Origin of the sequence: Nonomuraea antri, from assembly GCF_013283785.1 — a bacterium.
Lineage (GTDB): Bacteria > Actinomycetota > Actinomycetes > Streptosporangiales > Streptosporangiaceae > Nonomuraea > Nonomuraea antri.
Genome location: NZ_JABCPZ010000007.1, coordinates 69,910 through 89,555, shown reverse-complemented (window position 1 = coordinate 89,555; position 19,646 = coordinate 69,910). Strand labels below are relative to the sequence as shown.

At 72.6% G+C, this 19,646-nt stretch carries 16 protein-coding genes; 7 read left to right on the top strand and 9 right to left on the bottom strand.

Annotated elements, in window-relative coordinates; genetic code table 11:
- Positions 1-92: 92 nt before the first annotated feature.
- The 6 genes from HII36_RS04060 to HII36_RS04035 all read right to left on the bottom strand — a co-directional run bounded on the left by HII36_RS04060 (position 93) and on the right by HII36_RS04035 (position 7,101).
- Positions 93-1,019 carry an alkaline phosphatase family protein gene (locus tag HII36_RS04060; RefSeq protein WP_173521657.1) on the bottom strand — a complete coding sequence of 309 codons (927 nt, stop codon included), beginning with the start codon at positions 1,017-1,019 and terminating at the stop codon, positions 93-95.
- A 24-nt stretch (positions 1,020-1,043) separates the two neighbouring features.
- Entirely contained in the window at positions 1,044-1,817 is a 774-nt protein-coding gene (locus tag HII36_RS04055) for a sugar phosphate isomerase/epimerase family protein (protein WP_173521656.1), read from the bottom strand.
- Between the two features lie 25 nt (positions 1,818-1,842).
- On the bottom strand, positions 1,843-2,835 hold the full coding sequence (locus tag HII36_RS04050) for a LacI family DNA-binding transcriptional regulator (protein ID WP_173521655.1): 993 nt from the start codon (positions 2,833-2,835) through the stop codon (positions 1,843-1,845).
- A gap of 89 nt (positions 2,836-2,924) precedes the next feature.
- The gene (locus tag HII36_RS04045; protein WP_173521654.1) at positions 2,925-4,097 is read right to left on the bottom strand and encodes a hypothetical protein; all 1,173 of its coding nucleotides are present in this window, start codon (positions 4,095-4,097) and stop codon (positions 2,925-2,927) included.
- 153 nt (positions 4,098-4,250) lie between these two features.
- Positions 4,251-5,687, bottom strand: coding sequence for an FAD-dependent monooxygenase (locus HII36_RS04040; protein WP_173521653.1), 1,437 nt, complete (start codon positions 5,685-5,687; stop codon positions 4,251-4,253).
- 31 nt (positions 5,688-5,718) lie between these two features.
- Positions 5,719-7,101, bottom strand: a complete 1,383-nt coding sequence (locus HII36_RS04035) for an MFS transporter (protein WP_328807580.1) — start codon at positions 7,099-7,101, stop codon at positions 5,719-5,721.
- 105 nt (positions 7,102-7,206) lie between these two features.
- On the opposite strand from HII36_RS04035, the gene HII36_RS04030 reads away from it, so the two are divergent.
- On the top strand, positions 7,207-7,500 hold the full coding sequence (locus HII36_RS04030; protein WP_173521652.1) for an ArsR/SmtB family transcription factor: 294 nt from the start codon (positions 7,207-7,209) through the stop codon (positions 7,498-7,500).
- Positions 7,501-7,560: 60 nt separating this feature from the next.
- On the opposite strand, the gene HII36_RS04025 is transcribed toward HII36_RS04030, so the two are convergent.
- Complete coding sequence (locus tag HII36_RS04025) at positions 7,561-8,136, bottom strand: TetR/AcrR family transcriptional regulator (RefSeq protein WP_173521651.1); 576 nt, start codon at positions 8,134-8,136, stop codon at positions 7,561-7,563.
- Positions 8,137-8,215: 79 nt separating this feature from the next.
- Between HII36_RS04025 and HII36_RS04020 the strand changes: the two genes are divergently transcribed.
- Positions 8,216-8,947 (top strand): SDR family NAD(P)-dependent oxidoreductase, encoded by a 732-nt coding sequence (locus tag HII36_RS04020; RefSeq protein ID WP_173521650.1) that lies wholly within the window; start codon positions 8,216-8,218, stop codon positions 8,945-8,947.
- Between the two features lie 107 nt (positions 8,948-9,054).
- Positions 9,055-9,735, top strand: a complete 681-nt coding sequence (locus tag HII36_RS04015; RefSeq protein ID WP_173521649.1) for a GAP family protein — start codon at positions 9,055-9,057, stop codon at positions 9,733-9,735.
- 63 nt (positions 9,736-9,798) lie between these two features.
- Here HII36_RS04015 and HII36_RS04010 read toward each other — a convergent pair whose 3' ends face one another.
- Positions 9,799-11,196: an LCP family protein gene (locus HII36_RS04010; RefSeq protein WP_328807579.1), complete on the bottom strand. Its 1,398-nt coding sequence runs from the start codon at positions 11,194-11,196 to the stop codon at positions 9,799-9,801.
- Positions 11,197-11,459: 263 nt separating this feature from the next.
- Between HII36_RS04010 and HII36_RS04005 the strand changes: the two genes are divergently transcribed.
- From HII36_RS04005 to HII36_RS03990, 4 genes are all read left to right on the top strand, one after another.
- A complete protein-coding gene (locus HII36_RS04005; RefSeq protein WP_173521647.1) occupies positions 11,460-12,188 on the top strand; it encodes a hypothetical protein in 729 nt (242 codons plus the stop codon).
- 39 nt (positions 12,189-12,227) lie between these two features.
- Complete coding sequence (locus HII36_RS04000) at positions 12,228-13,412, top strand: thiolase family protein (protein ID WP_173521646.1); 1,185 nt, start codon at positions 12,228-12,230, stop codon at positions 13,410-13,412.
- On the top strand, positions 13,409-15,508 hold the full coding sequence (locus tag HII36_RS03995; protein WP_173521645.1) for a 3-hydroxyacyl-CoA dehydrogenase NAD-binding domain-containing protein: 2,100 nt from the start codon (positions 13,409-13,411) through the stop codon (positions 15,506-15,508). The genes HII36_RS04000 and HII36_RS03995 overlap by 4 nt, the downstream gene beginning before the upstream one ends.
- Positions 15,509-15,589: 81 nt before the next feature.
- Positions 15,590-15,976 carry an SSI family serine proteinase inhibitor gene (locus HII36_RS03990; protein WP_173521644.1) on the top strand — a complete coding sequence of 129 codons (387 nt, stop codon included), beginning with the start codon at positions 15,590-15,592 and terminating at the stop codon, positions 15,974-15,976.
- A gap of 51 nt (positions 15,977-16,027) precedes the next feature.
- Here HII36_RS03990 and HII36_RS03985 read toward each other — a convergent pair whose 3' ends face one another.
- Complete coding sequence (locus HII36_RS03985) at positions 16,028-19,639, bottom strand: NPCBM/NEW2 domain-containing protein (protein ID WP_173521643.1); 3,612 nt, start codon at positions 19,637-19,639, stop codon at positions 16,028-16,030.
- Positions 19,640-19,646: the final 7 nt, after the last annotated feature.

Genomic DNA, 19,646 nt, shown 5'->3' with positions numbered 1-19,646 from the left:
TCGGTACCCCCGCCGTTCAGCGTCCTGTCACGAGTCTCACGCTTTCACGGCAAGAATTCAACACCCGATGAACAATCCCCCGACGAACGCGGTCACCACGCCAGGGGCGTCCCGTCCAGGTCCCAGGCCGGGTCGACGGGCACGTCCAGGGCGGCCAGCGCGGTCGGGGCGACGTCCACCAGCCGGGGCTCCCCGAGCGGGCGCCCGCCCAGGTCCTCGCCGAGGCGGGCGGCGATGACGAACACCGTGCGCTCGGCGTCGGAGGTGCCGCCGTGGCCGCCGGCGTCGACGTGGCCGTGGTCGGTGGTGATCAGCACGGTCCAGCGCTCCCCCGCGTACGACGCCCGCCCCCGGACCGCGTCGAGCAGGCGGCCCAGGTAGGCGTCCTGGGTCAGCAGCGCGGCGGTGTACTCGGGGCACAGCGGCCCGAGCTCGTGCGCCACCTCGTCGGTGTCGCCCAGGTAGACGAACGTGAGGTCGGGGTCGTCCTGGGCCAGGTGCCGCTCGGCGGCCTCGGCGATCTGCTTGTCGCAGGTGGCGAACGTGAGCGCGAACCCGTCGAGCACGTGCCGGTGGTCGATGGAGCGGCTGAAGGCGCCGTTCTCGTCGAGTGCGGCCCAGGAGAAGAAGGCGGAGGTGAACAGGTCGGGGCGGGCCGCCTTGGCCCGGGTCAAGAAGTCCGGATATTTCGTGTACTGGGGCGCGTAGAAGCCGTTGTCCACGACGCCGTGCTTGTCCGGCCAGACCCCGGTGGCGATGGACGACCATCCGGGACCGGAGTCGGTGCGCGACCTGATCGTCCGCACCGTCCCGTCGTCGCGGGAGAGGGCGAGCTCGGGCACCACCTCGCCGGCGGACTCGGTGCGCGGGGCGTCGGGCTCGCCGTAGGGGAGCTTGCTGGTGCCGTACGCGCCGGCGGACATCAGCCCGCCCAGCACGGGCGCGCCTGCGGCGGCGATGCGGTCGAAGCGCAGGCCGTCCATGCCGACGACGAGCACCTTGTTTCTCAACTCGGGCATTCCCCTATCTAAGCGCCGAAAGCCCTAGGCGCTGAACCGCCGCACCCACTCGGCCGCCCCCGGCAGGATCTCCTCGACCGGCGCCACCCGCGGATACCAGGTGCGTTCCCACTCCAGGGACACCCAGCCGTCGTAGCCGGCCGAACGCAGCAGCTCGCCTGCCTCGTCCAGCGGCACCGCGCCCGTCCAGAGCGGCACCGGCGTGGTGTCGTCGGCCGAGACGGCGTCCTTGACCTGGACGTAGGCCAGCGTGGGCGCGAGCGCGGCGAGCGTGTCGGCCGGGGATTCGCCGTTGCGCCACGGGTGCAGCAGGTCCCAGAGCGCGCCGGTGGTGCCGGGGCAGCCGGCCTCGGCCAGCAGCCCGGCCACGGCCGCGCCGGTCGCCATGAGGTCGTGCGTCTCGACGAGCACGCGCCGGCCGAGGTCGGCGGCCTCGCCGGAGACGGCCTTGAGCCTGCGCGCGCCGATCGCCGGGTCGTCGCCGCGCGGGAACACCCGGACGCCAGGAGCGCCGAGGTCGGCGGCCAGGCGCAGGTCGGCGAGGAGCGCGTCGACGACCGGTTCGTCCGGCCCAGGCTCACAGATGCGGACATATCCGGCGACGGCGGAAATTTCTAGACCGGCCCGCTCCACCCGCTCGCGCACCGACCGCCGCTCGCCGGCGCTCAGGCCGGTGTGCACGCCCGTGTCGGGGTGCAGCCGCAGCTCCAGCCCCTGGCACCCGTGCCCGGCCGCGATCTCGATCGCCCGGTCGAGCCCCTCGCCGGGCAACCCGAGCGTGCTGAGCGCCAGCTTCACGCCGTCCTCCGTCTCGCCGCGTCGGTCATGCCAGTCTCCGTACGCTCTCCCGCAGGACGACCTCGCCGGCCACCCGCTCGACCACCGGCTCGTCGCCGTCGGCCAAGGCCAGTTCCAGGGCCCGCGCCCCCATGTCCGTGAGCGGCAGCCGTACGGTGGTCAGCGCGGGCACCTGGTCACGCAGCGTGACGATGTCGTCGAACCCGGCCACCGAGACGTCCTCGGGCACCCGCACGCCACGCTCCCTGTAGGCGGCCAGCGCGCCCACCGCCATCACGTCGTTGACCGCGAACACGCAGGTGGCGTCCCCGGTCTGGGCGGCGGCCGCGTGCCCGCCGTCGCGGTCGAACGGCCCGTGGACCACCCGCGGCGCGGGCAGCCCCAGCTCCTCGACGGCCGCGACGAACCCGGCGCACCGGTCGGCCGCCGTCATGAGGTGCGGCGGGCCGGCGAGCACGGCGAACCTGGTGTGCCCGAGCCCGGCCAGCGAGCGGGCCAGCGCCGCCGCGCCCTCCCGGTTGGCCGGGGCCACGGTGTCGACGTCGAGCAGGTCCTGGCCCACGCAGGCCACCCGGCCGCCGCCGGAGCGGTATCTGGCCAGTTCGGCGCGGAGCCGGTCGGTCACGTCAGGATCGGAGACGCGCGAGCCGGCCAGCAGCACCGCGCGCACCCGCTGGGCGTGCAGCGTGGCCACGTAGGCGATCTCCTGCTCCGGGTCGCGATGTGTGGTGCCCACCATGACCAGCAGCTTCTCCGTGGCCGCCGCGCGCATCGCCCCGTCGGCCAGCGCCGCGAAGTACGGGTCGGTCAGGTCGTGGACGACGATCCCGATGACGTTCGCGGCGCCCCGCGCCAGGGTCTGAGCGGCGATGTTGGCCCGGTAGCCCAGCTCGTCGGCGGCCCGCTCGACGCGCGACCGCAACGCCGCGCCCACCTGGCGCGTGCTGCCGTTGAGCACGCGCGAGGCGGTGGCGAGCGAGACGCCCGCCTGCTTGGCGACGTCTTCCAGCGTGACCACGAGACCTCCCCGGAAAGCGGTTTCCAGTGTGCCATACGCGCACTGCCCGGCACGCGCGGACCGGCGCCGGTCTCCGCATCCTTACATGCTCACCAGGGGAACAGGATGTCCAGCAGCCCGCCGCCCTTCTTGCTCTCCGACGGGGTGGGCGCGGGGGCCTGGGTGGTCGGCGCCGGGGCCTGCGAGGTGGGCTGGCCGGCCGGCTGCTTGGTCGGCGGCTTCGTCGCGGGCTGCTCGGTCGCCTTCTCCTCGTTCTTGACGCCCTGCGGCTCGCCGCCCGCGTCCTGCATCTCGCCCTCGATGTCGCGCGTGGGCTGGGCGGTGGGCTTGACGGGCGCGGCGGTGCGCGTGGCCGACGGCCGGGTGGTGGGCACCCGCGTCGGACGCACGCGCGTCGCGGTCGGAGTGGGGGTTACGGTCGCTGACCCGGTCGGTGGGACCGCGCCCGAATCGGTGGGTTCCGGCAGGACCGCGTCGGGCTCGACGGGCACGGAATCGGCCGGCGACGACACCCGCTCGGCGCTCGCGCAGCGGCCGCCCCCGCACGGGTCATCGGACGACGTGCCGGTCAGCAGCCAGCCCGCGCCGACGCCCACCAGCACCACCGTGGCCGCGGCCAGCACCAGCACCCGGGCACGCCGGCGCACCTCCCGGTCCGCGCCCGAGCGCCGGCCGGTCAGGTCGTCTCCGTCGTCGGTCCAGCCCGAGCCGAGGAAGCCGCGGCGGGTCCTGTCCGGCTCGTCGTCGAGCGTGGACTCGTAGCCCTGGTCGAGCGGCAGGTAGCCGGGCTCCTCGACGGCATGCGGGCCGCTGTCCGAGCGCAGGTCGGCGTCGGAACGCAGGTCGGCGTCGGTGTACGGGTCGCCGTCCGAGCGCGGGTCCGCGTCGGTGTACGGGTCGGTGGCGGAGCGCAGCTCGGCGTACGGGTCGGCGTCGGCGTACGGGTCGGCGTACAGGTCGGCGTCGTGGCGGGGCTCGTCGAGCCCGTCGGCGGACGCGTCCGCGGCGCCCCCGCCGGTGGCTCCCGCCGCCGCCGCGTCCAGGGCGGCGAACGCGTGGTGCGGGCCACTGGCCGGGTCGGAGTATCGCGTCGCGCCCAGCACGTCGTGCGGGTCGCCGGCCTCGCCCGCGCCGCCCTGCGCGCCGCCCTGCGTGCCCTGGTCAGGGGGAAGGATGTACGTCCCGTTGGGCGAGACCTGGATGGCCGGCTGCTCGTCGGTGTCCTCGGTGCTCCAGCGCGGGGACAGCACGTCTCCGGTCATCGTCGGATCTAACGACCTCCCCTGCCCATCCTCGTACGGCCTGTCGTTCTCGTCGCGCGACACGATGAACCCTTCTCGTTCGAATACGGAACGCGACCTTTCCTAACAGAATCGACCACCACTTGTCCGGAAATTTCACATGTTTTCCTAAAGTCACGCTGCGTCACATTCGCCGAACCAGCGTTCGAGTGCGGCCCGCAGCGGATGGCCGGTGGCCTCGGAGGTCCACGCCACGTACCCGTCCGGCCTGATCAGCAGCGCGTCGGCGGGATGCGCGGCGCTCGCGCGCACCACGTCCACCCGGCCGGCCCAGCCCGCCGCCTCGGCCACCAGGTCGTCGCGGCCGGCCAGGTCGAGCAACAGCGGCCGGCCCGCCCGCAGCAGCTCCACCAGCGTGACCGGGCCGTCGCCGGTCTTCAGCTCCAGGTCCACGGCCATCCGCCCGGCTCCCGGCACGCCCACGTCGTAGGCGGTGCGCACGCCGCTGATCATGCCGCTCAGGTGCTCGTTGACCTCGTCGAAGCGCATCAGCTCGGCGAACAGCTCGCGCAGCGGGTCGACCGCGGGGTCGGGGTTCGCCAGCGCGGTCTGCGCGCGCACGTTCCACAACACCCGGGCGCCCACCGGGTGCCGCTCGGCGTGGTAGCTGTCGAGCAGGCCGGCCGGCGCGTGCCCCCGCACCTCGGCGGCCAGTTTCCAGCCCAGGTTGAACGCGTCCTCGAGCCCGGTGTTCAGGCCCTGGCCGCCCCACGGGAAGTGCACGTGCGCGGCGTCGCCGGCCAGCAGCACCCGGCCCGCGCGGTACGTCTCGGCCTGCAGCGCGGCGTCGCCGTACCTGGACAGGGCGCCCGGGTCGGCCATCGGGACCGGCCGGTCCAGGATGTGTTCGGCCGCCGCGCGCAGCTCGTCCAGGGTGACCGGGGCCTGCCGGTCGGCGTGCGGGGCGCGGAAGTCGTAGGTGGTGACGCGGCTGTGCCCGGCCGGGTTCAGCCAGACGATGATCCAGCCTCGCGGGGTGCGGGTGTAGCCGGGCGGCACGCCGTACGGGTCGAGCAGGCGTACGTCGCCCATGAGCGCGGCGACCCCGGCGGGCGTGCCGGTGAACGGGATGCCCGCCGCCGTGCGCACCGTGCTGCGCGCGCCGTCCGCGCCGACGACGTAGCGCGCGGCCAGTTCGCGCCCGTTGACCGTGAGCACCACGTGGTCGTCGTGCTGGACCAGCCCGGTGACCTCCTGCCCGCGCCTGATCTCCGCGCCGAGCGCGGCGGCGCGGCGGGCGAAGACCTGCTCGGCCCAGGACTGCGGGCTGCCCACGATGCTGACGCCCTCCTGCGCCACCGCGCCCAGGTCGAGCCCGAACATGCCGGAGAAGTGGAAGCTCACGCTGCCCGTGCTCGACCGGCCGACCGCGCCGAGCAGGCCGCGCCGGTCGAGGCTCTGCGCGGTGCGCGCGTGCAGCGTGCCCGCCTTGGACTCGCCCGACGGCATCGCCAGCCGTTCGAGCACCACCGGCCTGACTCCCTGCAGGGCCAGCTCGGCGGCCAGCAGCAGGCCCACGGGGCCGCCGCCGGCGATCGCGACGTCGTACATCACAGCTCCTTCTCGCAGGTGGACGTGCGTCTCAGACGAGCGCGGGCGCGGCCGCGCGCCGCCTGGCGAAGGTGAGTGCCACTCCGGTGCCGAGCAGCATCCCCGCCGCCGCGATGAACACCGCGGTACGCAGGCCGGTTGCGAGCGCCGGGCCGCTCGCGTGTCCCAGCCCGCCGGCGGCCACCAGCACCGCCAGTCCGAGTGCCGAGCCGACCTGCAGCGCGGTGGAGGCCAGGCCGGAGGCCACGCCCTGCTCGCCGTCGGCGACCCCGGTGGCCGCCGCGATCCACATGCCGGTCCAGGTGAGCCCCTGGCTGACGCCCATGACGACGATGCCGGGCAGGACGCCGGCGTACGAGCCGTCCGCGGCCACGCCGAACGCCAGCAGCGCGGTGCCCGCGGCGCCGCCGACCGTGCCGATGAGCAGCGTGGCGCGCATGCCGATCCGGCCCGCGAGCCGCCCGCCGAGCTGCGTCCCGAGCGCGATCAGCAGCGCGGGCACCAGGAACGCCAGCCCGGTCGCCACCGCGCCGTAGCCGAGCACGTTCTGGAAGTAGACGGTCAGGAAGTACGGCAACGCGTTGAACGTGGCGCCGAAGACCAGGATGACGGCGATGGCCGAGCTCAGGCTGCGGTTGCCGAGCAGGCGCGGCGGCATGAGCGGGTCGGCGCCGCGCCTCTCGACCGCGAGGAACGCGGCCAGCAACGCGGCCGCCAGCACGACGCCGACCAGGATCGGCGCGGACGTCCAGCCGGACTCGGGGCCCTGGATGAGCGCGTAGGCGAGCAGGCTCACCCCGGCGGTGGCCAGCACCGCGCCCGGCAGGTCGAAGCGGCGGCCGCGGGCGCGCGGGCCGTCGGCGGGGATCAGCAGGTAGGCGCCGGCGATCGCCAGCGCGGCCAGCGGCACGTTGACGTAGAAGACCGCCTGCCAGCCCCACGCGCCGGTCAGCAGCCCGCCGAGCAGCGAGCCGAGCGCCAGCCCGCTCGCGCCCGCGCCGCTCCACACGCCGAGCGCCCTGTTGCGCGCGGCCCCCTCCTCGAACCTGGTGTTGACCAGCGCCAGGGTGGCGGGGAAGAGCAACGCGCCGCCCAGGCCCTGCACCGCGCGCGCGGCGACGAGCAGCCCTTGGCTGCCGGCCAGCCCGCCGGCCAGCGACGAGATCGCGAACAGCGCCAGCGCCGCCACGAACATCCGCCGGTGCCCCAGCAGGTCGGCCGCCCGGCCGCCGAGCAGCAGGAAACCGCCGTACGAGACGGCGTACGCGCTGGCCACCCATTGCAGGGTCTGCGCGGAGAAGCCGAGATCTCGCCCGATGTCGGGCAGCGCCACGAAGACGATGAAGAAGTCGAGTGCGGTGATGAGCTGGGAAAGCGCCAGCAACGCGAGGGTCCAACCCGGACGATATGTCACGATCTCTCACTTACGATAGTTCGGGAAATTCGTACGGTTCGAGATACTCGTACAGTTGTCGGCCGTTCGTCAAATCACTGTCCGGGACATGCGTACAATCGGAGCATGCTGCACCCGTCACGCGACCAGATCAACCTGCTGGACGTGCTCGCGGCGCTCGGCCACCCCGTGCGCGCCCAGATCGTGCGCGCGCTGAGCTCGGGCGAAGAGCGGTTCTGCGGCTCGATCGTGCCCGGCGTGCCCAAGTCGACGCTGACCACGCACTGGCGGGTGCTGCGCGAGGCCGGCGTGATCTACCAGCGGCCGGAGGGGCGCAAGCAGTTCATCACGCTGCGCGCCGACGACCTCAACGCCCGCTTCCCCGGCCTGCTCGACCTGCTCATGACCGCCGAACTCTGACGCCGCCCAGGCCCCGCCACTCAAGCCCCGCCGCCGGGTCCGGATCTCAGGTGCGGCCGCTCAGGTGCCCGCGAGTCCTTCGGCCAGGGCGTCGAGTGCCGCCTTGACGCGTTCCACGCTCACCCCGCACTCCCGCAGCCGGTAGGCCAGCAGCGGCGCGGCGAGCGGCGCGAGCAGCGCGTCGGCCAGGCTGGAGGTGTCGGCGCCCGGCTTCACCTGGGCGAGCAGCATCGCCACGTGGGCGTGGTGCGCCTGGTAGGCCCCGCTGAAGCGGGCGAACGCGCCCGCGGTCTCGGCCATGAGCAGCAGGTCGAGTTGCGCCACCGTCCTGTCGGTCAGGGCGTGCAGGAACGCGCGCAGCCGGGCGGCGGGCGGCGCGCCCGGGCCCAGCGGCGGCGGCCCCTCCAGGAACGCGGCCTGGAGCTCGCGCTCCCGCTGGTCGATGAGCGCGTACGCGAGCCCCGACCGGTCGCCGAAGCGCCGGTAGAGCGTGCCGACCCCGACCCCGGCCGCCGCGGCCACCTCGGCCATCGACAGCCCTGACACGCCGTGCTCGGCCACGATGCCGGCCGCCGCGGCGAGGATCTTCGCCCGGTTTCGCGCCGCGTCGGTGCGCTCGCGTTTCACACGGTCCATCCTCCCATCACTTGCGAACCGGAATGGATTCCGCTTAGTCTCCCCTAAGCGGAACCCATTCCGATTAGGGGAGACAACCATGACACGCAAGGTCGCCTTGGTCACCGGTGGCAGCAGGGGCATCGGCGCGGCCATCGCCCGCCGCCTGGCCGCCGACGGTTTCGACGTGGCCATCACCTACGCCCAGGCGCGCGACCGGGCCGAGGCCGTGGCCAAGGACATCGAGGCGGCCGGCGGCCGGTCGCTGGTCCTGCGCATGGCGGCGGCGGACCCGGCCGAGCCGGTCGCCGCCGTCGAGCGGACGGTCGCCGCGCTGGGCGGCATCGACGTGCTGGTGAGCAACGCGGGCATCGCGCCGTACGGGCCGCTGGAGGAGGTGACGCCGGCGGAGGTGGACACGACGCTGGCGGTGCACGCGCGGGCCTCGTTCGTGCTGGCGCAGGCCGCGGCGCGGCACCTGAGCGCGGACGGCAGGATCGTGGTGATCGGCAGCAGCCTCGCCGAACGCGTGCCCTACCCGGGCTGGACGCTGTACGCGATGAGCAAGGCGGCGCTCGGCGGGCTGGTCAAGGGCCTGGCCCGCGACCTCGGCCCGCGCGGCATCACCGCCAACCTGGTCACCCCCGGCTCCACCGACACCGAGATGAACCCGGCCGACAGCCCGGAGGCCGACGGCGAGCGCGCCTACACCGCGCTCGGCCGGTACTGCTCGCCCGAGGACATCGCGGCCACCGTCGCGCACCTGGCCGGCCCGGGCGGGCGCAACATCACCGGCGCCACCATCCCGGTGGACGCGGGCGTGACCGCCTGACGGGCAGGCGGGAACGGGACCGTCCGGGCGGGTAGGCAGAAAGATGTAGGCGGGGTTCGGCCCGCAGCAGGATGCCCGGCGCCGGCGCCGGCGGCATCCTCGGTGAGGTGACCATCGGCCTGCTGCTCGCCCTGGCCGCTCTCGCGCTGGTCGACAGCACCAGCTTCGGCACCCTGGGCATCCCCGTCTACCTGCTGCTCGCCTCGGAGCGTGCGCAGACGCCCCGGCTGCTGATCTATCTGGCCACCGTGGCCGGGTTCTACTTCCTGGTCGGCGTGGCGCTCATGCTCGGGCTCTCCACCCTGCTGGAGCACTTCGGCGAGGCATTGCGCAGCACACCGGCGTACTGGGCGCAGTTCGCGCTCGGCGCGGGGCTGTTCGCGCTGAGCTACCAGGTCGACCCCAAGCGGCGCGCGAAGCTGGGCAAGCCGGCGCACCGCTTCGAGCCGCGCGTCGGCGGCCCGCGGGTGATGGTGGCGCTGGCGCTCACCGCGGGGCTGCTCGAGGTGGCCACGATGATGCCTTACCTGGCCGCCGTCGGCATCATGACCACCTCGGAGCTGCCCGCCGGGCAGTGGGTGCCGGTGCTGGGCGGCTACGTGCTGGTCATGATCCTGCCCCCGCTGGCGCTGCTCGCGCTGCGGGCCGTGGCCAGGTCCTGGCTGGAGCCGAAGCTGGAGCGGCTACGCGCGTGGATGACCAAGCACACGGCGAACGCCGTCAGCTGGACGCTGGCCATCGCCGGCGTCCTGCTGGCACTCAACGCGCTGCCGCACCTCGCACCCTGAACCGCCCTGAGCCACCCCGAGTCGCCCTGAGTCGCCCTGGGTCGTCCCGAGCCGTCCTGAGTCTCACAGGCAGGGGTTGGTCTTCGCGTCCACGACCTTGTCCTTCTGCGAGTCCGGGATCACCGACAGCACCCGCACGCCGGGCCAGTCCGTGCCGATGACGAGCTGGATGATCGGCCCGGTCGGCGCCTTGCCCGCCGACTTGGCCCCGCCGTCCGGCTGGTACGGCTCGCTGGTCAGCGGCTTGACCTTGCCCGCCACCGGGGTGCGCTTGTCCTTCGACAGCCTGGCCGCCACGGCGTCGCCGTAGGCCGAGCCCTCGGTGTCCTTCTTGGCGTAGCGGATGGCCGTAGTGTCGGTCTTGGCCACGTTGCCGACGCTGGTCACCACGAAACCCTGGGCGGCCAGCTCGGCGGCGACCTGACCGGCCTTGCCGGCCTCGCCGGTGCCGTTCAGCACCTGGACCCTGACCTGCTCGTGCTCGATCTTCGGCGCCGGGCTGGCGCCGGGGCTGGCCTGGACGGTGACCTCGACGTCGTTCCTGACCCGCTCGAAGAACTCCTTGGCCTCGGCGGCCCTGAACTGGACCCGGTTCTTGTCCTGCGGGTACGCCTCGACCGGCACCGTGACGCCCTTGAGCTCCTTGACGCTCATGCCCTTGACGCTGTTGGCGATGTCGAACATGCGGGTGAGCGACAGGTCGTCGTCCACCTCCACCGCCTTGACCGCGGCCCGCAGGAAGGCGTCGAGCCTGCCCGGGTCGGTCAGCAGGCCGCCGTCGGTGACCTTCTGCATCACCTTGGTGAGGAAGACCTGCTGGCGGGTGATGCGGCTGAGGTCGCTGCCGTCGCCGAGCGCGTAGCGGGTGCGGACGTAGCCCAGCGCCTGCTCGCCCTTCACCACGTGCTTGCCCGCCGGGAGCACCAGCTTGGCCTTGGGGTCGTTGACCGGCTTGGGCAGGCAGATCTCGATGCCGCCGATGGCGTCCACGATGCCCTTGAACCCGGTGAAGTCGACCTTGACGTAGTGGTTGATGCGAATGCCGGTGATCGCCTCGATGGTCCGCCAGGTGCACTCGATGCCGCCGTCGTTGAAGGCGGAGTTGATCTGGCGCAGCCCGGACGGGATCGTGCCACCGCCGGGCCGGTTGCACAGGGGGATCAGCACCATCGAGTCACGCGGGAAGCTGATCATGGTGGCCTTGTCGCGGTTCGGCGACAGGTGCAGCAGCATGATCGTGTCGGTGCGCTCGCCCAGATGCTGCGACTGCGGGCCGTACTTCTTGTTGTCGCCCACGCGCGAGTCCGACCCGACGAGCAGGACGTTCAGCGCCCCGGTGTCCGGCGGCCGGCTCTTGCCGGGGTCGACCGGCTTGCGGGTGATGTCGTCGGCGAGGCTGCGGTAGTAGACGTACCCGCCGAGGCTGACGGCCACCAGCAGCACGGTCAGCACGATGGCCACCCAGCCCACCGGCGTCAGCGGCCCGCCGCGGCGACGCGGCGCGCGACGCCTCGGCGCGGGCGGAACTCCCCGGCGCTGAACAGCGACGTCCCGGTAATCGCTCACGCAGGCCCTTTCACCCGAAGATCACCGCGCAGCATACTCAGAAACCGACGTTTCATGGCATGTTGTCAAAATGTTAGCGCGGGAATGGACAGCGAGGGCTCCATCCAAACCGCGCGAATCAGGGGCATCGCTACCGACCGTGACGCCATCATGACCTCATGCTCTCGACCGAGACCCCTCCACTCCCGGGCGCGCGAGCGGTGGCCGCGCTGCGCGCCGGCGCCAGGTCCGCGCGCAGGACCGCGCTCACCACGCTCTGCGTGTCACTCGCCCTGCTGTCATCCGCCCAGGTGCTCGCCGACCGGGCGCCCACCAGGGAGGAGACGCTGCCGCTCGCCGTACTCGCCCTGGTGGTCTTCGTGCTCGCGCTGCCCACACTGGCGCTCACCCAGGCGATCTGGGGGCTGCGCATGCGGGCGGTGCGCCGCCGCGAGCGCGAACTGTACGCCGTGCCGCCGCGCGAGCGCGGGCGCACGGCGGGCCGGCTCGGCATGGCCGCGGGCTGGGCGCTCGTCGTGCTGCTCGGGGGCACGCTGCCGCGCCTGTTCCGCGACGCCGCCGCCTACGGCATCGCGGCCGCACTTACCTGGGCGACCGAAGTCCTCACCCTCGCGACAGCCGCCGCCGGGGTGTCATTCCTTCTCTGGTGGGCACGTGACGCGCTGGGGATGCTGGCGCGTGCGAGGCGTTCGGGTGGATCACCTGGCGATCCTTGGGATCCCGGACGGGGCACGCGCCCAAGAGGGGGCGCGGCGCTCTGGACGGGCGCGGCCGTAGCGGTCGCCGCCCTGCTCGGAGCCCGCGCCCACCTCTGGGAGCCGGCGACGGGCGTGATCTACGCGCTGCTCACCGCCGCCCTCGTCCTGGGAGTAGTTACCGGCGAGTAGCATAGGCGCGGAAACCATCCAGCAACGAGGAGCGAATCCGTGCCTTCCTCTCGTGACGTCGTGTTCGTCGACGGCGTGCGCACGCCTTTCGGCAGGTCAGGGCCGAAGGGGCTGTATGCGGAAACCCGCGCGGACGACCTGGTCGTCCGCGTCATCCGCGAGCTCATCAGGCGCAACCCCAACCTGCCGCCTGAGCGGGTGGACGAGGTCGCGATCGCCGCGACCACGCAGATCGGCGACCAGGGCCTGACCATCGGCCGGTCGGCCGCGGTGCTGGCCGGGCTGCCCAAGAGCGTGCCCGGCTACGCGATCGACCGCATGTGCGCGGGCGCGATGACCGCGGTGACCACGGTCGCGGGCGGCATCGCGTTCGGCGCGTACGACGTGGCCATCGCGGGCGGCGTCGAGCACATGGGCAGGCACCCGATGGGCGAGGGCGTCGACCCCAACCCGCGTTTCCTGTCGGAGAAGCTGGTCGACCCGAGCGCCCTGGTCATGGGCATGACGGCGGAGAACCTGCACGACCGCTACCCGTCGATCGGCAAGGAGCGGGCCGACGCGTACGCGGTGCTGTCGCAGGAGAAGGTGGCCAAGGCGTACGCCGACGGCAAGATCCAGCCCGACCTGGTGCCCACCGCGATCAGGACGGCGGAGAAGGGCTGGGGCCTGGCGGTCGAGGACGAGGCGCCCCGACCCGGCACCACGATGGAGGCGCTGAGCGCGCTCAAGACGCCGTTCCGCCCGCACGGCAACGTGACGGCGGGCAACTCCTCGGGCATCAACGACGGCGCCACCGGCTGTATCGTCGCGGCCGCCGACGTCGCCGCCGAGCTGGGCCTGACGCCGAAGATGCGGCTCGTCTCCTACGCGTTCGCCGGTGTCGACCCCGAGGTCATGGGCGTCGGCCCGATCCCGTCGACCGAGCGGGCGCTGCGCCTGGCCGGGCTGTCCATCGAGGACATCGGCCTGTTCGAGATCAACGAGGCGTTCGCCGTGCAGGTGCTGGCCTTCCTGGAGCACTTCGGCATCGCCGACGACGACCCGCGGGTCAACCCGTACGGCGGCGCGATCGCCTTCGGCCACCCGCTGGCCTCCTCGGGCGTGCGGCTGATGACGCAGCTCGCGCGGCAGTTCGGCGAGCGTCCCGACGTGCGGTACGGCATCACCACCATGTGCGTCGGCATGGGCATGGGCGGCACTGTGATCTGGGAGAACCTGGCATGAGTGACATCGAGACCTGGCGCTCGCTGCTGAGCGCGAAGGACACCGGCGAGGTCGTCACCAAGGCGCTGGTGCGCGATGTGACGCTGCCCGGCGGCGCCGGCACGATGGCGCTGATCACCCTGGACAACGGCTTCGACCACACCAAGCCGAACACGTTCGGGCCGCAGGGCCTGCTGGCGCTGAACGACGCGCTCGACGCGATCGCGGCCCGCACGGACCTGGCGGCGGTCGGCGTGACCGGCAAGCCGTTCATCTTCGGCGTGGGCGCGGACCTCAAGGGCGCGGCCACGGTGGCCTCCCGCGAGGAGGCGCTGGCCATCGGCGCGCTGGGACACCACGTGTTCAGGCGGCTGGGCGAGCTGGCGGTGCCGTCGTTCGCGTTCGTCAACGGCGCGGCCATGGGCGGCGGCCTGGAGATCGCGCTGCACTGCACCTACCGGACGATCTCGGCCGGCGTGCCCGCGGTCGCGCTGCCCGAGTGCTTCCTCGGCCTGGTGCCCGGCTGGGGCGGCACGCAGCTGCTCCCCCGCCTGATCGGCCCGGCGAACGCGATCAAGCTGATCATCGAGAACCCGCTGGCCCAGAACCGGATGATCAAGGGGAAGCAGGCGTTCGAGCTGGGCGTCGCCGACGCGCTGTTCGAGCCGGCCGACTTCCTGGAGGAGTCGCTGCGCTGGGCGTCCCGGGTGCTGAGCGGCGAGGTCGCGATCGAGCGGCAGAGCTTCGACGGCTGGGCCAAGGCCGTCGGCGACGCGCGCTTCCTGGTGGACATGAAGCTGCGCGGCGCCTCCCCCGCCCCCTACCGGGCGCTCGACCTGATCGCCCTGGCCGAGACGGCCTCGCGTGACGAGGGCTTCGCGGCCGAGGACGAGGCGCTGGCCGACCTGCTGATGAGCGACGAGCTGCGGGCCGGTCTCTACTCCTTCGACCTGGTGCAGCGCCGGGCCAAGCGGCCCGCGGGCGCGCCCGACAAGGCGCTGGCGCGCAAGGTCACCAAGGTCGGCGTGGTGGGCGCGGGCCTGATGGCCTCGCAGATGGCGCTGCTGTTCGCGCGCCGCCTGGAGGTGCCGGTCGTGCTGACCGACCTCGACCAGGCGCGGCTGGACAAGGGCGTCGGGTACGTGCACGCCGAGGTCGACAAGCTGCTCGGCAAGGGCCGCGTGTCCGCCGACCAGGCGAACCGGCTCAAGGCGCTGGTGACCGGGTCGCTGACCAAGGACGCCTTCGCCGACGCCGACTTCGTCATCGAGGCGGTCTTCGAGGACCTGGCGGTCAAGAAGCAGGTCTTCGCCGAGGTGGAGGCCGTGGTCTCGGCCGGGTGCGTGCTGGCCACCAACACCTCGTCGCTGTCGCTGACCGAAATGGGCGCGGACCTGGCGCACCCGGAGCGGCTGGTCGGCTTCCACTTCTTCAATCCGGTCGCGGTCATGCCGCTGCTGGAGATCATCAAGGGCGCGGCCACCGACGACGCCACGCTGGCCACCGCCTTCGCCGTCGGCAAGTCGCTGCGCAAGTCGTCGGTGCTGGTCAAGGACGCTCCGGCGTTCGTGGTCAACCGGCTGCTGACCCGGTTCATGGGCGAGGTCATCGCGGCCGTGGACGAGGGCACACCGCTGGAGACGGCCGAGCACTCGCTCGACGGGCTCGGCCTGCCGATGACGCCGTTCGCGCTGCTGCAGCTGGTCGGCCCGGCGGTCGGCCTGCACGTGGCCGAGACGCTGCACGCGGCCTTCCCCGGCCGGTTCGGCGTGTCGGAGAACATGGGCAAGCTGGTCGCCTCGGGCAAGCCGGGCGTCTACCGTCCGGACTTCTCGCTGGATGAGGAGGCGGTGGCGCTGTTCGCGGGCGGCACCCCGCCATCCGCTGGGCCGTCAACGGCCGAGCAGGTGCGCGAGCGGGTGCTGCGGGCGCTGTCCGAGGAGGTGCGGATCATGCTCGACGAGGGCGTGGTCGCGGCGGCCGAGGACATCGACCTGTGCATGATCCTGGGCGCCGGCTGGCCGTTCCACCTGGGCGGGATCACCCCGTACCTGGACAGGACCGGCTACGCCGAGCCGCGCTTCCTCGCGCCGGGCGTGGCGTCCTTGCCTGCTTGACGCGGGCTTTGCCCGGGTGACCCTCGTTCGTGACTTCCGCCTCCGTAGCGTGTGGTGCCGTCCCACGAACGGAGAGTAATCATGATGAGATCACTCAGCACCCTCGCGCTCTGTGGAGCCTTCGTGTTCGCGGCGGCGTCCCCTCCCGCGATCGCGGCGGCCGAGCCCAAGGCCAAGCTCAAGGTCGTCGTCGCGGTGAAGAACGGAACCACGAAGACGGACTGGCTCTACTGCAACCCCGACGGCGGCACCCACCCGGCCGCCAAGGCGGCGTGCGGGCTGCTGCGCAAGGCGAAGGGCGACCCGGCCAAGGTCAACGTCAACCCCCGGCCGGTCTGCACGAAGGAGCTCACGCCGCACGCCGTCGTCGTGGCGGGCATGTGGCGCGGCAAGCCGGTGCGGTACGCCACGATCTTCGGCAACGAGTGCCTGATGAAGGCGCGCACCGGGGCGCTGCTCTCGCTCTGAGCGAGGTCTTCTCCTGAGGGGATGGGCTTCACGCCCATCCCCTCGGTCGTGTCAGCAGGTGAATCTGGCCGCCGCCCAGTCTCCGTGGTCGCCGGCGTTGCCGTTGCCGGCGTCCTCCAGGACGAGGTCCACGTACTGGGCGCCCTTGAGGTCGGCGGTGACCTCGACGGGGGCCGAGGCGCCCGTCAGGGTGCCCGAGCGGTAGACCTGCTCGCCGTCGGCGACGACCGCGAAGACCACCGAGCCGTAGCCGGGGATCTCGTCGTCGACGCCGATCGTGGCGGTGAAGGACGTGCAGGCGCCGCCCAGGAAGTACGACACGGTGGACTTGGCGTGCGCGCCGAGGCCCTTGTCGTGGACGACGCCGCCCAGGGTGAGCGGACGGCCGTCGCCGGCGCCGCTCTCGCCGTTGCTGCGGTCCTTCTCGACCGGGCCCCAGCCGTTGGTGGCCGACAGCCACGGGTGGTCGGAGGCCCAGACCTGGCCCTTGGGCGGGGCGGGCAGGGTGAGGGTGGCGGTGGTGGCGGCGAACACGTGCACGGCCCCGTTGTCCGGCATCGTCACCGCAACCACCTTCTTTTCCGGATTTATCCGGACTTGCTGGTAGAAGATGCGGTAATCGGTGGTCGGGTATTGGTTGGGGCCGGTCGCGGTGTTCTTGCCCTTGTGGGAGAAGGCCACCTTGGAGCCGTACGCGGCCGGGTCGAGGCAGCACCAGTTGGCGAACCCGAGCGTGGCCGTGCCCGTCGAGCCGTCCTCGTAGTGCACGGTCAGCGGGCCCGACGCCGAGCCGCTGGTGCCGGTGCCGAGGAAGGCCAGGTGGTTGCCCTGGCCGGTGAGCGCGATCGTCTGGCCCTGACCGGCCACGTTGTCCGGCTTGCCGGCCTCGGCGGACGGCCAGGTGAACGCGACGCCCTGAGCCGTCACACTCGCGCCAGGCGTCAGCCCGATCGCGGCCAGCTTCTGCCGCGAGAAGCTGGAGCCGCCGCCGTCGATGTTCCCCTTCGTGGTGTCGGCGTCGTCGCTGCCGCCCACGTTGTTGAACGCCGCCGCCAGCGACCTGTACGGCACCCGCGACGCCAGCGCCGCGGTGACCTCCTGCCGGTCGACGTGCGCCCGGTACGACCCGGTCGCGATCAGCGTCACCGCGCCCGGCGTCGCCTCGTCCGGCACCCGGACCTCGACCTGCCTGGTCACGGACTTTCCGTCGAGCACGATGCCCGCGTTCACCGCGGCCGGGGCCGTCCAGCCGTCGGGCACGGTGAGGCCCAGCTCGACGCCGCGCGCCGGCAGCCCGGTCCGGTTGGTGAAGGTGACCGGCACGGTCACCGACGTGGCCGGCGTCATCAGCGCGGGCAGCTCGGCCGTCAGCGTGACGTCGGTGTCGCCGGGGAACAGCCCGCCGACCACGCCCGCGCCGACCAGTTCCAGTTCGGCGGAGCCGGTGGCGGCCACGGCCGGGATGCGGGCCTTGACCAGCGTGCCGTCGGCGTACCAGCCGGTCTGGCCGCTCTCGTAGGCGGCCTTGCCGATCTTCGCCAGCGGGCGCTTGCCGTGCAGGATCACGGCGGGCGCGCGCCCGGTGTGCACGTTCAGCTCGTACGGCCGCGCGGCCGGCTTGCCGGCGTACGCGCCCTCGATCGGCCCGATGCCGATCCTGACGGTGCCGACGCCCTTGTCCGGGGCGTCGACGGTGAAGCGCTGCGTGGCGCTCTGGCCGGCCGCGTACGCCCTGGTCCTGCCGTCGTCGGCGTACAGGTCGAAGGACGAGTCGCCGAGCGGGTAGACGTCCAGGGTCAGCGGGTCCTCGGCCCTGACCTCGGAGTGGTTGTTGATGCCCGCCTTGTACATGGGCACGATCGCCCCGGCCCGGACGAACACCGGCAGCGTGTCCAGCGGCGCGTGGTAGCCGTTCAGCGTGGCCGGGCCGTTGTGCACCTTGCCGGTCCAGTAGTCGACCCAGCGGCCTTCCGGCAGGTAGATGCCGTCGCGTACGTCGCCGGGCCGGTAGACGGGCGCGACCAGGAAGTCGCGGCCGGCCAGGAACTGGTCCTTGAGGTTCCAGGTGGCCTTGTCCGCCGGATATTCCATGACCAGGGCGCGGTTGACCGGAGCGCCGGTCCTGTGCGCCTGCGCGGCGTAGGTGTAGAGATAGGGCAGCAGCCGCTCGCGCAGCTTGAGGTACTTGCGGTTGATCGAGGTGTACGGCTCGCCCTGCGTCCACGGCTGCTTGTCCTTGGCGGCCCAGCCGGACATCGACATGAGCACCGGGCTGAACGCCTTCCACTGCAGGTCACGCGTGTACGACGGGCCCGAGCCGCCGAAGATGCCGTCGATGTCGCCGGCCGTGAACGGCATGCCGGACAGCCCGGCGCCGGTGATGGCCGGGATCTGCCAGCGGATCGCGTCGAGCGTGCCGTAGTGGTCGCCGGTCCACTGCACCGCGCAGCGCTGCGACCCGGCCCAGCCCTCGACCATCCAGACGAAGCCGCGGGCGTCGGAGTGCTGCTCGATGCCCTGGTCGGCGGTGTCGCAGGCGGTCAGCGCGTGCCGGTAGCCGGCGCCGACCCAGGCCACGTCGAGCTTGCGCACGCGCACCCCGGCCTCCTTGACCTCCCACTCCTGGTTGGTCAGCGCCCGCTGGGTCCACAGGCCCATCTCGATGCCGCGCTGGCGCAGCGCGTCGCCGGTCTCCTTGAGCTGCTGGTACTCGCAGCCGTAGCCATCGTTGACCAGCATCCAGCCGCGCGGCATGTCGTGGTCCAGGTAGCCCTGGGCGACCTTGACCGCGTCGGGGGTGGTCCACTTGGCCGGGTTCCTGGTGCCGGTGTAGGTCGGGCTGGAGTGGTTGTAGCAGTCGGCGTCGCCCATCTCCAGGCCGTAGATCGGCGGCATCATCGGCCGGCCGGTCAGCTCGGTGTAGCGGTCCAGCGGCGTCTTCAGGTCGAACGCCTTGGGCGCGACGAAGTAGAAGGCGTCGAAGCGCTGCTCCTGGTGCGTGGTCACGACCGGCTGGGCGAAGTCGTAGCCGCCGGGCGCGAACGTGTCGCGCAGCACGCCGTAGCCGGCGCTGCTGACGTAGTAGGGGGCGGCGTTGGGGTTGCCGCCGTCGTCCCAGTCGAAGTCGTTGGTGATGCGGATGGCGGCGCCGGTGTGGTTGAGCCGGCCGTTCTGCATGCCGCCGCCGAAGAACTGCTCGTCGGGCGCGGGGGCGAGGGTCTGCCTGGTGCCCGCGGTGTCCCAGCTCAGCGGCTGCTTCTCGGCCAGGACGAGGCTGCCGTCGGCGCGGTGGACGCTGATCAGCGGCGGGTTCTTGGCCAGCTTGACCGTGACGGCGGCGGTCCTGATCTCGTACCGGTCGTCGAACTCCTGGTGCGAGCTGGGCACCGGCGCGTAGTCGGTCTTGGCGATGATCTTCGAGCCGGTCCCGGTGTTGGCCGGGTCGGTGAACGTGCCGTCAGGGGCCAGTTCGACCCGGAACACGTCGTCCTTCTGGAAGGTGACTCTGAGCTTGGCGCTGCCCGCGCTCGCGGTGTAGACGCCGTTCTCCGCGGTGAGCGCGGAGAACGGGTCGAGCGTCGCGGCGTGGGCGGTGGCGGGCAGGGCGATGGCGCCGAACGCGGCGACCACCGCGCTCGCTAACCAGCACGCGAGTCTGCGCATGCGCTGG